Consider the following 12,250-nt stretch of genomic DNA (forward strand, 5'->3'; position numbering starts at 1 on the left):
GATATGGCCAGCCCCAAGTCCAAAAATCTTTCCCTATCCAAAAGTGAACTGCAGCCCGGGCGGCGCGACGGCTCGAATGCCAAGCCGCGACCGCGGCCGGCGCGGCTCCGTTCGCTCTACAGCGCCGCCGAGGTGCATGAGATCTTCCGGCGGTTTTCGGTGCAGCGGCCCGAGCCGAAGGGCGAGCTCGAGCACGTCAACGCCTTCACGCTGCTGGTGGCCGTGGTGCTGTCGGCGCAGGCGACCGATGCCGGCGTCAACAAGGCGACGCGGGCGTTGTTCAAGGTCGCCGACACACCTGAAAAGATGCTGGCGCTGGGCGGAGCCAGGGTCGGCGAGTACATCCGCACCATCGGACTCTGGCGCAACAAGGCCAAGAATGTCGTGGCGCTCTCGGAGGCGCTGATACGCGATTACGGCGGCGAGGTGCCCAGCGAGCGCGATGAGTTGGTCAAGCTGCCGGGGGTCGGGCGCAAGACCGCCAATGTCGTGCTCAACATGGCGTTCGGCCAGCACACGATGGCGGTCGACACCCATATTTTCCGCATCGGCAACCGCCTCGGCCTGGCGCCAGGCAAGACGCCGGAGCAGGTCGAGCAAGGGCTGCTGCGGATCATTCCGGATGAGTATATGCGCCACGCGCATCACTGGCTGATCCTGCATGGCCGCTATGTCTGCAAGGCGCGCAAACCCGATTGCCCGGCCTGCGTCATCGCCGATCTCTGCAAGGCCGAAGTGAAGACGACCGATGTGCCGGCGCCGCTGGTGGAAATCGCGGCGCCCGGCGTCCCGACAACTAGCTTTCCTCCACGAACACCTCTTCGCGCTTCTTCTTGACCGACGGCAGGAAGACGACGACGAGCACGGCCAGTGCGACGAGCAGCAGGCCGGCGCTGATCGGCCGCGTCACGAAGGTCGAGGGGTCGCCGCGCGACAGGATCATGGCGCGGCGCAGGTTTTCCTCGAGCAGCGGGCCAAGCACGAAGCCGAGCAGCAGGGGTGCGGGTTCGCAGCGCAGCTTGGTCAGGATGTAGCCGAGCAGGCCGAAGAATGCGACCGCGTAGAGATCGAAGGCGTTGGTGTTGACGCTGTAAACGCCGATCGAGCAGAACGCCATGATGATCGGGAAGAGCACATAATAGGGGATCGTCAGCAGCTTCACCCACAGCCCGATCAGCGGCAGGTTCAGCACGATCAGCATCAGATTGCCGATCCACATCGAGGCGATGATGCCCCAGAACAGCGCCGGCTGCTCGATCGCGACATTGGGGCCGGGCACGATGCCCTGGATGATCATGGCGCCGATCATCAGCGCCATGACCGGATTGGCCGGAATGCCCAGCGTCAGCATCGGAATGAAGGAGGTCTGGGCGCCGGCATTGTTGGCCGATTCCGGTCCGGCGACGCCGGCAATGGCGCCCTTGCCGAACTCCTCCGGGTGTTTCGACACGCGCTTTTCGACCGTGTAGGAGGCAAAGGCCGCAAGCACCGCGCCGCCGCCGGGCAGGATGCCGAGCGCCGAACCGATGATCGTGCCGCGCACGATGGGCGCGGCCATCGCCTTGAAGTCGTCGCGGGTCGGCATCAGGCCGGAGACCTTTTTGATCATCACCGAGCGCTCGTGCTCGTTTTCGAGATTGCGCAGGATCTCGGCAACGCCGAAGACGCCGACCGCCACCGCGACGAAGTTCAGCCCGTCGGCATATTCGCGGATGCCGAGCGTGAAGCGCGGCGTGCCGGTGTAGATGTCGGTGCCGACAATGCCGAGCAGCAGGCCGAGCACGACCATCGCCAGCGCCTTGACGATCGAGCCGTGGGCGAGCGCGATGGACGAGACGAGGCCGACGATCATCAGCGAAAAATATTCGGCCGCGCCGAATTGCAGGGCTATTGCCGTCAGCGGCGGGGCAAAGACGGCGACGAGAAAGGTCGACACCGTGCCGGCGAAGAACGAGCCGATCGCGGCGATCGCCAGAGCCGCCCCGGCGCGACCGTTCCTGGCCATCTGGTAGCCGTCGATGGCGGTCACGGCCGAGGAGGATTCGCCGGGCATGTTGATGAGAATGGCGGTGGTCGAACCGCCATACTGGGCGCCGTAGTAGATGCCGGCCAGCATGATGAGGGACGAGACCGGGTCGCCGATCTGGAAGGTGATCGGCAGCAGCATGGCGATGGTTGCGGTGGCGCCGATGCCGGGCAGGACGCCGATCAGCGTGCCGAGCAGAACGCCGATGAGGCAAAAACCCAGATTGGCCGGCGTGGTGGCCGTCGAAAAGCCGAGTTCGAGGTTCCTGAGGAGGTCCATCTCAGCGCCTCACAATGCCAGCCATTGGGGCAACCAGGGGCCGAAGCGCTGGAATGGCAGCCCGAGCGCGTAGCTGAAGACCAGCACCGAAAACAGCGTCAGGCCGGCCGACAGCAGAAGTGCCGTCAGCGGCTTCATGCGGGCGCTGCCAAAAGAGGCGATCAACGCCGTCAGGAAGATCGACGGGACGAAGCCGAGGCCGCGCACGGTCATGCCGAAAAAGATCGGCGCCGGCAGGATGAACAGCATGCCGCGCCACGCAATGGGGCCGATCGGCTCGCCCTCGACGCGCACCGCCTGGACGAGGATGATGGCGCCGAGCACGATCAGCACGATCGCCAGCACCAGCGGGAAATAGCCCGGTCCCATGCGAAAGGCGGTGCCGATTTCGAGGCCGAGCGATTGTATCGCGAAAAAGGCGCCGAAAAAGATGAACAGCGCGGCGCACAGGCCGTTTGTCCTGTCGATGGCGAAAGGTTTCATGGCGGTCCTCCCCTGACCCTTGCAACGGGCTTGCCGTTGCAAATGTGAAAACGGACGTCGAAGCGAAAACGGGGCGCCGGCAGCGCCCCGTTCAAGCCTCAGTCGGCGTATTGGCCGGCGGCTTCGATGATCGGCTTCCAGCGCGTGATCTCGCCTTCCAGCTTGGTCTTCAGCGCTGCCGGCGTCGCGTCGGCCTCGGACGACGGCTTGGTGCCGAGTTCGGCGAAGCGGGCGATGACGTTGGGGTCCTTCAGCGCGACCTGGAGCGATTTCGACAGTCGGCCGGTGATCTCGGCCGGCGTGCCCTTCGGCGCATAGAGGCCGTGCCAGATGCCGACCTGCACCGCGGGCAGGCCGGCTTCGATGGTCGTCGGCACGTCCTTCAGCACGTCGAGGCGCTCCGGCGTCGTGACGGCATAGGCCTTGATCGTGCCGCCCTGGATTTGCTTGGTGGTGTTGGTGGTCTGGTCGCACATGATGTCGACCTGGCCGCCGAGAAGGTCGGTCATGGCCGGGCCGGTGCCCTTGTAGGGTACGGTGACCAGCGGCGTGCCGATGGCGCTCATGAACAGCATGCCGCACAGATGCGAGGCAGCGCCGATGCCGGCATTGGCGACGGTGATGGTGTCCTTGTTGGTCTTGGCGTATTCGACCAGCCCTTTCAGGTCGGCCGGCTCCAGGTCCTTGCGGGCGACGATCGCCATCGGCACCTCGGTGACGAGGCCGACATACTCGAAGGCGTTGAGCGTGTCGTAGGCGAGTTTTCTGTAGAGCGTGGCGCTGGTCGCCATGCCGATGTGATGGATGAGCAGCGTGTAGCCATCCGGGTCGGCGTTGGCGACGCGGCCGGCGCCCAGCGTGCCGCCGGCGCCGCCGACATTCTCGACGATGATCTGCTGGCCGAGATCCTTCGACATGGCTTCGGCGACGAGCCGCGTAACCGTGTCGGTCGGACCGCCGGCCGCAAACGGCACGACGATGGTGATGGTGCGCTCGGGATAGGTCTGTGCGCTGGCGGTGAACGAATAAAGCGTGACGGCCGCGGCGGCGGCCAGGGCGGCTACAATTTTCCTCATCGTAATTCTCCTCCCAGGATATCAATCTCCGATCGCTGTGCAGGTCAGGCAGCGAGGGTGCAACAAAGGCAAGCTAACAGATTGTCGCCTGACGCAAACTGCAAAATACAGTCGTGCGCAACCATGGCGATCAGTGGGGAGTATGCCCGGAGGAGATGGGTTTGGTGTTGGCGTTGCTTCAGAGCAATTCCGGGAAAGTGTGAAGCGGTTTTCGGTGCTGTCCTAATTAGGACGAACTGCGTTTTCGATCATGGCTACCGCTACATCAATTAGCTCCGCAACCGACCACGGGCGATCCGTCAATCCGAGCGCCATTGCCGGCGTCATCTTCAAGCTCTCATGCACCCGGCAGAGGTTGTAATGCGCGACGAACAGTGCGACCGCTGCCTCATGGTTCTCGACCCTCTTGCTGTAGCCGTTCGTCAACCGGGTGAACCGGCGCGATCCCATGCGTACGGAAAGGTTGACGCGTTCGACGTGGCTAGTTGAAGCCATGAAATCTGGCATCGCGCCGAATACACGTTCCTTGGCTACCTTTACGATAGCGCCGGGAGAGTAGCGGCGGGCAGCGTTTACCGGCGGCTCGTTTACATAGGTCTTAACGATCTGCGTGTAGTGTACGCCGGGGCCAAACACGGCGCGGATCGACGGCTCATAGGTCGGGAAGGCGTCGGACGTGATGAACGGCATTCCTAGGACGCGGGCGCGCACATCCCTGACAAAATCAATCGTCGTTTCGCCAGTGCGCTTGCCGACCCGGTAGCTGATGATCGCCTTATCCAACGGGTCCAGTGCGAGGAACGTGTAGCAGTCGCCCTTAGTCGGATCGTCGTCGCGCTTCACGCGCATCTGCTTCTTGCCCGATGTGGGCCCACAGCTCGTCAAATTGAAGCTGGTTGATGTTTCAAATTGAAGCTGGTTGATGGTTAAGTCGCGAAACATCATGTCGTGAAGGGCGGCGCATCACGGCCAATGCGAGCGCCAAGGCGCATGACGGTATCGCGGTGGGTGTCGGTCATGCGTTCGGTCGCGCGGATCAAGCAACCCTCGATCAGGGCGCTGATGACGGCAACTTGCCGGTCTTGGGGAAGAATGTTCATTGGGGCCAATCCAACGGGCTATGGGATTGGCTTGCGTCCGCCTCTGGCGGAAATACCGGGAATCCGCTATATAGAGCGGAGTGGTCATGACGCAGGGGGCCAAATCCCTGTGAAGTGATCCGGGGCCGGCTGTTCGCGCAGATCGGCCCATCGATTCTTGGTTCCCCGGCCAGGATTCGGACCTGGATTCCCTCGCCTGTAAGAGCGGGCGTCCTGCCGTTAGACGAACGGGGAGAACTAAGTAGCCTATTGCAGGGCCGGTCACCTTTCCTTCGCGGGGTCAGGGTGCCGGCCCTTCCATCATCCTCGCCCCGGTAGCGTCGGCTGCCGTGCCGGGGCTCTAACTGTTGTCATGGTGATTCCCTCTTTCCTTAGAACAATCTATTGCGAGAATTGGACAGCGTCAACTGCCTTATCCATTTCGCGCAACAAATATCTTGACTAAGCCACTGGCTCCGCATAAAGAGGCTGACCGCAATCCTGCGGCACGAACGGAGGCAGCCTCATGAGTGGCGAGACCGTATCCATGTCGGAGGCAGTTAAGCCCGCCGACGATGTACAGACCCGGCAGCGGTCGACCATCGCTTTCCCCTACGACGACCTCGATTCGGCGATGGAATTGGCGACGGCTATTCACGGCAATGCAGGTCGTGGAGAGTGCGACGACGCACAGCTTGCCGCGTGGAGCAAGCAGAGCGTCAAAAGCAGCGGTTTCCGATTGCAGTTGTCGGCAGCCAAGCTGTTCGGCTTGATCGTGTCGGAAGGCAGAAAGCACAAGGTCACCGACCTTGGCGCGGCCATTATCGATCCAAATCAGGCGCGTGCGGCCAAGGCGCAAGCGTTCATGAACGTGCCGTTGTTCAAGGCAATTTTCGACAACTACAAGAACGGCGTGTTGCCTGCACAGGCGGCCGCCTTGGAACGCGAGATTGTCGGGTTGGGCGTCTCGGAAAAGGTGAAGGACCGAGCGCGGCAGCGCTTTGAGAAATCGGCGGAGCAAGCCGGCTTCTTCGAACACGGCAAGAACCGGATGGTTATGCCGGCAACGGTCGCGGGTCTAACTCTCCCGGCCAATCAGACCGGTGGAGAGAATGGCAATGGCGGTACTGGTACTGGTAGCGGAACTGGTAGCGGCGGTGGAGTAGAGCTTGACCTCGACCCGCTGCTGATTGAGCTTCTTAAGAAGATTCCACCGGCTGAAATGGGGTGGCCCTCACCACAGCGGTTGCGCTGGTTCAAGACCTTTGCGATGAACGTCTCTCAAATCTACGATGAGGACGATGCTCCGATTGAGCTCGAAATCAAAACGTCGTCGGCTACCCCTTAAAAGGCGCGAGGAAAAATGGCTATCAAGTTTCGATTGGACAGCAATTCAAGCCTTCTGGACTGGAGCTATCAGGGCGATGCGGTCGAATTGACCGCAGACGAGGCCGCGATTGTCGCACAAGCCGAACAAGCCGCTGCGATGAGATCGATTGCTGATGGCCTATATGCGATAGTCGAAGAGATGCGCGAAAATCGGGCTAAGTCACCAGACTGAGGCGGCGATGGGAACGGAATTTTGGGCGGGCCTAGTTGGCGCTATCGTCGGCAGCGCACTGACGCTAGCGGCCGAATACATAAAGTATCGATGGGAAACCAATCATGACCGGGCCAGAGATGATAGCCGTCGGAATCTTTTGCGCCAAATGCTCGACAAAGCTTCGCCAAATGGCTGGCGCAAACTAAGCACTCTCGCTGCCGTGGTTGGTCTCACGGAAGAAGACACCGCCCGTCTTCTAATTGAAATCGGCGCTCGCGCGTCGGAGTCCGGGAATGGCGCGTGGGGTTATCTTCGCGATCATCCATTGCCCGATACGGAATATAGCCAGTTACCGCCAAACTAGGACGACTGCCCGCTAATTAGGACAGCACCCGGTTTTCCGTCCGGAATTGCGTAAAAACAAAGCTCTAGTAACCGTAGCCGCGCGCCATCGCCGCCGCGAAGATCGGGATCAGCAGGAAGATGAAGGCTTCGGCGCGCACATAGGTCTTCACCGAGGCGAGTTCCGCAACCGGCACCTGAAAGCCGGGATTTGCACTGGCTTGCCGGTTCCAGGAGATGAAGCGGATGGTCGGGATGATCGACAGCAGGCCAACGATGCCGAATGCCGCCATCTTGGCCCAGAACACCCAGTTGTAGACGTAGAATTCCCAGCCCTTCAGGCCGTAGATGACGCGGCAGATGCCGATGATGATGATCAGCATGGCGATAATGCCATAATGGCGGTCGATGCGGGCAAGCCGCTTGAGCGCGGCGGCGGAGAGGTCGCCGCGGATCAGGACAAATTCGGCGCCGACGATGCCGGCCAGCGAGAACACCAGCAGATGATGGAGAATGGCAAGCACGAGATCGGTGGTGTCCATGGCGTTCTCCTCCCATTGGCGGTATCGAGACCGGCCCTTGCCGGACCGGTTGCGAAAGGTAGCATCGTTCGGCAGAATTCCCAGAGGCGGACCTGGGTTGGACCATCGGCGTCGCCATCCTGACAGCTGGGGTTTTCTGAAATGACCGGACTGAAGCGCGCCCTGAACCCGATGCCGGACGACATCCGCATCGCCCTGACCGAAAAAGGACTGACAGCGGCCTACGAGGCGCGGCCGGACTACCAGAAGAACGATTATCTCGGCTGGGTCGCCCGCGCCAAACGCAGCGACACCAGGCAGAAGCGGCTCGACCAGATGCTGGACGAATTGCGGCGCGGTGGGCTCTACATGAAGATGGTCTGGCACGGCTGAAAGTAAGCCGACGCTGTTCGCTTCGACCGCCTGGTCGCGCCAGGCCGTTCGGAAGCTTCCCTGGCTGAATGATGATCCGGCTTGGCCCTTGTCCGGGCGCGCTGGTTTGCTAAGCGCTGACCGTCAACGGAGGCAGAGTTTCATGGGCAGTCCAAAAACAGCCGGCGTCCCGGTTCTCGAAACGGAACGGACCATCATGCGGGCGCACCGGATCGAAGATTTCGACGACTATGCCGTCATGTGGGCCGACCCCGTCACCACCCGTTTCATCGGCGGCAAGCCGCGGACGCGGGAGGAAAGCTGGATGCGGTTCCTGCGGCATGCCGGCCTGTGGTCGCTGCTCGGCTACGGCTTCTGGGCGGTCGAGGACAAGGCCAGCGGTCGCTTCATCGGCGAGGCCGGATTCCACGATCTGAAGCGCGACATCGAGCCGTCGCTCGAGGGCATTCCGGAAGCCGGCTGGGCGCTGGCGCCGCAAGCGCATGGCAAGGGTCTTGCCAGCGAAGTCGTCAGAAGGGCCCTGGCCTGGGGCGACGAAACCTTTGCCGGCGCGAGAACCGTCTGCATCATCGATCCGGAAAACACCGGTTCGTTGAACGTTGCGGCAAAGTGCGGCTACACCAAGGTCCTGGAAACCACCTATCACGACGGGCTGACGATCCTGCTCGAACGGCGGGTGTGAAGCGCTTCATCGACGCAATTTCCACGTTCTGCCAGGGTTGGCTATTCTAATCTAGCTACGCAATTCCTGTGGGAAAACCGCTCACACTTTTCCTGGAATTGCTCTTTGGGGGAGCCGACCATGCGTACGATCAATGCGATATTTCTGAAGCTTTTCTGGGCGGGGCTGCTGCTGCTGGCGGCCGTGCAACTGGCGGGCGCCGATGCGACGGTGCCGACCGCCGACATCGAGGGCGGTGCCGACAATCATCTGGCCAAGCGCTACGAGGGGTCGTTCATCGTCTCCTACGAAAAATTCGCCTATACCGATTTTACAGTGCCGCTGTCGCCGCTGAAGCCGAGCGCCGATCCGGATGCCCGTGACACGATGAACAACCGTGTGTTCGCGCCGGACAAGAAGGCTGAGGTCGAAGGCGCGCTGACCCGCATCGCCTATGTGCTGCCGGCCGAGCGCTCCCCGCTCGAAGTGCTGCGCAACTACCAGGATGTGATCGCGGCCGCCGGCGGCGAAGTCCTGTTCGAATGCAAGAAGGAAGAGTGCGGCGGCGCCGCCGACCGGTCGTCGAGCGGTGGCGGCGGCGACATGAGCCTGATGATGTATTTCTTCCATGAAAGCGACGTCAAGGACGCGGCCTTTTCCAATGGCGCCTGTGCGGTAACCACCGGTATCAACGACCAGCGCTTCTTCGCTGCCAAGGTGCCGCAGGATGGCGGCGACGCCTATGTCACTGTTCAGGCCTATTCGCTGATCGACGACCTCTACTGCAAGGAACTCAACGGCCGCACCATCGCCGTCGTTCAGGTGCTGGAGCCCAAGGCGCGCGACAAGAAGATGGTGGTGGTCGAAGCGGCCAAGATGGCGGATTCGCTGTCGGCCACCGGCTCCATCTCGCTCTACGGCATCTTCTTCGACACCGACAAGGCCGACATCAAGCCGGAATCGGAACCGACGCTGAAGGAGATCTCGACGCTTCTGACCAACGAGCCGGGCATGGCGGTGATCGTCGTCGGTCATACCGACAACCAGGGCGCCTTCGACTACAATATCGATCTGTCGTCGCGGCGGGCGCAGTCGGTAAAGACGGCGCTGGTCTCGAAATACGGCATCGATGGCGGCCGGCTGACCGCCGCCGGCGCCGGCATGATGGCGCCCGTCGCCAGCAATGACGACGAAACCGGCCGCGCCAAGAACCGCCGCGTGGTGCTGGTCAAGGCGAACTGAGGCCGATCACGGTTTCAGCGCCGGCTAGGCGCGCTGCCTGCTCCAGCATCGAGGCATCCTCGCCGAAGGCGCGGGTGGCGCGAGCGGCGGCCTCCAGCAGGTCCGGTGTCATGCGGCGCAGGAACGCCGTATCGACGCGTGTCGACGGGCCGGCGAGCGTCAAGGCGCCGAGCAGAACGCGGCCCGGTCCGAACACCGGCACCGAGACGCCCGCCGTCTCAGGGTCGCGTTCGCCGATCGACAGATAGTGGCAGGCCTTGCGGATGGTCTCGTATGGTTCGCCCGGCTGGCCTGAAAACGCTGCCAGCACGCGGCCGCCCGAGCCGGTGAGCAACGGCAGCAGGTCGCCTTCCCGAATGGTGTAGCGGATAGGATGCTTGGATTCGACGCGGTAGAGACAGGTGCGGGCGTCGCCCGAGCGGACATAGAACGCCACGCTTTCCCAACTGCGTTCGGCAAGATCACGCATGATCGGCAGCAGGATGTCGACCGCCACGACCGAGCGCTGGTAAAGCGCGCCAAGCCGAAAGGTGGCGGGTCCGATGCGGTAGCGGCCATCGTCGAGCCGCTCCAGCAACTGCCCGCGCAGCAATGAGTTCGCCAGCCTCAAAATGGTGCTTTTGTAGAGCCCGGTGCGCGCCGCGATCTCGGCCAGGCTGAGCGAGCGGTCGGCGGTCGCGAACGCGTCGAGAATGGCAATCGCGCGGTCGAGCGCGGCAACACCATCGGCCGGCAACGGCTGGGATCGCGCTTCGGTCATCTCACGAACAGTTTCATTCCAGTTTACCTGCTCGGACAAAGGCCGGCCGAAGCGATTGTGCCGCACATCCATGGTTCTGTCTAGTAGAACAGCGTTCCTGTTGACAGAACGCACCGAAATCGGCATGAATTTTTGCCGAGCGGGTCTGTTTTCAGGCTACGTTTCTGGCAGGCACCGGAGGAGGTGTCGTGATTTGGAGGAATCCCATGCTGAACAGACGCAGATTTTTGATGAGCACCGCGGCCGCAGGCGCTGCCGGATTCGTTGCAACGCATTTGACGCCCGCCCTCGCTCAGGATGCACCGCAGATCCAGATCTTCGTGCCGGCCGCGCCCGGCGGTGGCTGGGACCAGACGGGGCGCACCATCGACCAGGTGCTGCGCAGTGAAAAACTGATCTCCGGCTCGCAGATCACCAATGTCGGCGGCGCCGGCGGCACGGTCGGCCTGCCGCAGTTCATCAGCCAATGGAAGGGCAAGGGCAATTCGCTGATGGTGGCCGGCATGGTCATGGTCGGCGCCATCATCGCCAACAAATCAGCCAACAACCTCTCCGAAGTCACGCCCATCGCTCGCCTCACCGGCGAGTTCGAGGCGCTGGTGGTGCCGGCGGATTCGCCGTTCAAGACGGCCGGCGATTTCGTTGCGGCGCTCAAAGCGGATCCGACCAAGGTTCCGGTGGCCGGCGGCTCGGCCGGCGGCTCCGACCACATCCTGTTCGGGCTGATCGCCAAGACGGTCGGCGTTCCGGCAACCAACCTCTCCTATGTGCCTTTCGCCGGCGGTGGCGAGGCGCTGTCGGCGCTGCTCGGCAACCAGGTTGCGGCCGGCATTTCCGGCTTCGGCGAGTTCTCCGAGCAGGTCAAGGCGGGCGCGCTTCGGCTGTTGGCGATCTCCGCCGACAAGCGCCAGGACGGCATCGACGCACCGACGATGAAGGAAGCCGGCATTGACGTCGAACTGTTCAACTGGCGCGGCGTCTTCGCACCGCCAGGCGTCTCCGATGCCGACAAGGCGGCGATGGTCACGATGATCGAGACCATGGCCAAGAGCGATGCCTGGGCAACCGAGTGCAAGAACCGTAACTGGACGCCCATCCTGCTCACCGGCGACGATTATGCGAAATTCCTCGTCGACGACACCGCCCGCATCACCGCGATCCTCAAGGATCTCGGCCTCGCCTGATGTCTTCAGGGGCGGCCACGGCCGCCCCTCCGACATTCGCCTGCGGCATGGACATATCATGCGCTGGGAGTGAAACTGCGGATGCGGCCGGCGGGAGGATGCCGGCCATCTCGGGAGGACATCGATGAGCACCAGCGACCAGCAGCCGGCGCCCCCGCGCCTTGCCATGCCCGAATTGTTGATCGGCATCGGGCTTCTCGCCTGTGCCGCGGCCGTGGCGTGGCAGACCCTGGCGATCCCGGTTTCGCCGCTCTATTCCAAGGTCGGGCCGACCGTCTTTCCCTACATCACCATGACCGGCATGATCGTGCTTTCGCTGCTGCTCATCGTCGCCGCGCTGCGCGGCGGCTGGCAGCCGCAGGAAGAAAAGGAGACGCCGACCGACTGGAAGGCGATGGGCATCGTCGTTGCCGGCCTGGTCGCCAATCTGGTGCTGATCCAGCCGCTCGGCTTCACCGCCGCCTCGGTCATCATGTTCGTGCTCGTCTGTTATGGCTTCGGCAGCAAGCACACGCTGCGCGATGCGCTGACCGGCTTGATCCTGGCGCTTGCCGCCTATTTCGGCTTTGCCAGGGCGCTCGGCGTCAACATTGGCGCCGGCTTCATCGAAAACCAGCTGAATACGGTGGTCGACGCGATCATCGCCACGGTAAGGGGCTGA

16 protein-coding genes and 1 tRNA gene are annotated in these 12,250 nt (G+C 62.6%); 9 read left to right on the forward strand and 8 right to left on the reverse strand.

All coding sequences use genetic code 11. The features are described from left to right. The first annotated feature begins 3 nt into the window (after positions 1–3). Positions 4–837 (forward strand): endonuclease III, encoded by an 834-nt coding sequence (gene nth / locus NKJ57_RS00755; RefSeq protein ID WP_023669731.1) that lies wholly within the window; start codon positions 4–6, stop codon positions 835–837. On the opposite strand, the gene NKJ57_RS00760 is transcribed toward nth, so the two are convergent. The 6 genes from NKJ57_RS00760 to NKJ57_RS00785 all read right to left on the reverse strand — a co-directional run bounded on the left by NKJ57_RS00760 (position 797) and on the right by NKJ57_RS00785 (position 5,198). Continuing rightward, positions 797–2,305, reverse strand: a complete 1,509-nt coding sequence (locus NKJ57_RS00760; RefSeq protein WP_023683079.1) for a tripartite tricarboxylate transporter permease — start codon at positions 2,303–2,305, stop codon at positions 797–799. The two genes, nth and NKJ57_RS00760, sit on opposite strands and share 41 nt — an antisense overlap. Before the next feature lie 9 nt (positions 2,306–2,314). Then, entirely contained in the window at positions 2,315–2,788 is a 474-nt protein-coding gene (locus tag NKJ57_RS00765) for a tripartite tricarboxylate transporter TctB family protein (RefSeq protein WP_352510285.1), read from the reverse strand. 98 nt (positions 2,789–2,886) lie between these two features. Next, positions 2,887–3,864: a tripartite tricarboxylate transporter substrate-binding protein gene (locus NKJ57_RS00770; RefSeq protein WP_352510286.1), complete on the reverse strand. Its 978-nt coding sequence runs from the start codon at positions 3,862–3,864 to the stop codon at positions 2,887–2,889. Between the two features lie 222 nt (positions 3,865–4,086). Beyond that, positions 4,087–4,809 carry a hypothetical protein gene (locus NKJ57_RS00775; protein WP_352510288.1) on the reverse strand — a complete coding sequence of 241 codons (723 nt, stop codon included), beginning with the start codon at positions 4,807–4,809 and terminating at the stop codon, positions 4,087–4,089. Further along, positions 4,806–4,964 carry a hypothetical protein gene (locus NKJ57_RS00780; RefSeq protein WP_352510289.1) on the reverse strand — a complete coding sequence of 53 codons (159 nt, stop codon included), beginning with the start codon at positions 4,962–4,964 and terminating at the stop codon, positions 4,806–4,808. Before NKJ57_RS00780 ends, NKJ57_RS00775 begins: the two co-directional genes overlap by 4 nt. A gap of 158 nt (positions 4,965–5,122) precedes the next feature. Continuing rightward, positions 5,123–5,198 (reverse strand) — tRNA-OTHER (locus tag NKJ57_RS00785). A 271-nt stretch (positions 5,199–5,469) separates the two neighbouring features. Between NKJ57_RS00785 and NKJ57_RS00790 the strand changes: the two genes are divergently transcribed. The 3 genes from NKJ57_RS00790 to NKJ57_RS00800 are packed head-to-tail and all read left to right on the forward strand — an operon-like array spanning position 5,470 to position 6,850. Then, positions 5,470–6,291, forward strand: coding sequence for a hypothetical protein (locus tag NKJ57_RS00790; protein WP_352510290.1), 822 nt, complete (start codon positions 5,470–5,472; stop codon positions 6,289–6,291). A 15-nt stretch (positions 6,292–6,306) separates the two neighbouring features. After that, a complete protein-coding gene (locus NKJ57_RS00795) occupies positions 6,307–6,504 on the forward strand; it encodes a hypothetical protein (protein WP_352510292.1) in 198 nt (65 codons plus the stop codon). Between the two features lie 7 nt (positions 6,505–6,511). Then, positions 6,512–6,850: a hypothetical protein gene (locus NKJ57_RS00800; protein ID WP_352510293.1), complete on the forward strand. Its 339-nt coding sequence runs from the start codon at positions 6,512–6,514 to the stop codon at positions 6,848–6,850. Positions 6,851–6,914: 64 nt separating this feature from the next. Here NKJ57_RS00800 and NKJ57_RS00805 read toward each other — a convergent pair whose 3' ends face one another. After that, complete coding sequence (locus NKJ57_RS00805) at positions 6,915–7,370, reverse strand: DUF2214 family protein (protein ID WP_352510295.1); 456 nt, start codon at positions 7,368–7,370, stop codon at positions 6,915–6,917. Between the two features lie 141 nt (positions 7,371–7,511). Between NKJ57_RS00805 and NKJ57_RS00810 the strand changes: the two genes are divergently transcribed. The 3 genes from NKJ57_RS00810 (at position 7,512) to NKJ57_RS00820 (ending at position 9,645) form a co-directional block, all read left to right on the forward strand. Beyond that, positions 7,512–7,742, forward strand: coding sequence for a YdeI/OmpD-associated family protein (locus tag NKJ57_RS00810; RefSeq protein WP_023683083.1), 231 nt, complete (start codon positions 7,512–7,514; stop codon positions 7,740–7,742). Between the two features lie 142 nt (positions 7,743–7,884). Next, positions 7,885–8,424: a GNAT family N-acetyltransferase gene (locus NKJ57_RS00815; RefSeq protein WP_023686555.1), complete on the forward strand. Its 540-nt coding sequence runs from the start codon at positions 7,885–7,887 to the stop codon at positions 8,422–8,424. 120 nt (positions 8,425–8,544) lie between these two features. Beyond that, positions 8,545–9,645: an OmpA family protein gene (locus tag NKJ57_RS00820; RefSeq protein ID WP_352510296.1), complete on the forward strand. Its 1,101-nt coding sequence runs from the start codon at positions 8,545–8,547 to the stop codon at positions 9,643–9,645. Here NKJ57_RS00820 and NKJ57_RS00825 read toward each other — a convergent pair. Continuing rightward, positions 9,632–10,405 (reverse strand): IclR family transcriptional regulator, encoded by a 774-nt coding sequence (locus tag NKJ57_RS00825; protein WP_352510298.1) that lies wholly within the window; start codon positions 10,403–10,405, stop codon positions 9,632–9,634. The two genes, NKJ57_RS00820 and NKJ57_RS00825, sit on opposite strands and share 14 nt — an antisense overlap. Positions 10,406–10,611: 206 nt before the next feature. Between NKJ57_RS00825 and NKJ57_RS00830 the strand changes: the two genes are divergently transcribed. Together NKJ57_RS00830 and NKJ57_RS00835 are read left to right on the forward strand one after the other, a co-directional pair. After that, positions 10,612–11,589 carry a Bug family tripartite tricarboxylate transporter substrate binding protein gene (locus NKJ57_RS00830; RefSeq protein WP_352510300.1) on the forward strand — a complete coding sequence of 326 codons (978 nt, stop codon included), beginning with the start codon at positions 10,612–10,614 and terminating at the stop codon, positions 11,587–11,589. Positions 11,590–11,713: 124 nt separating this feature from the next. Then, positions 11,714–12,250 carry a tripartite tricarboxylate transporter TctB family protein gene (locus NKJ57_RS00835; protein ID WP_023728518.1) on the forward strand — a complete coding sequence of 179 codons (537 nt, stop codon included), beginning with the start codon at positions 11,714–11,716 and terminating at the stop codon, positions 12,248–12,250.

It is taken from the genome of Mesorhizobium sp. M0077 (assembly GCF_040322955.1).
Lineage (GTDB): Bacteria > Pseudomonadota > Alphaproteobacteria > Rhizobiales > Rhizobiaceae > Mesorhizobium.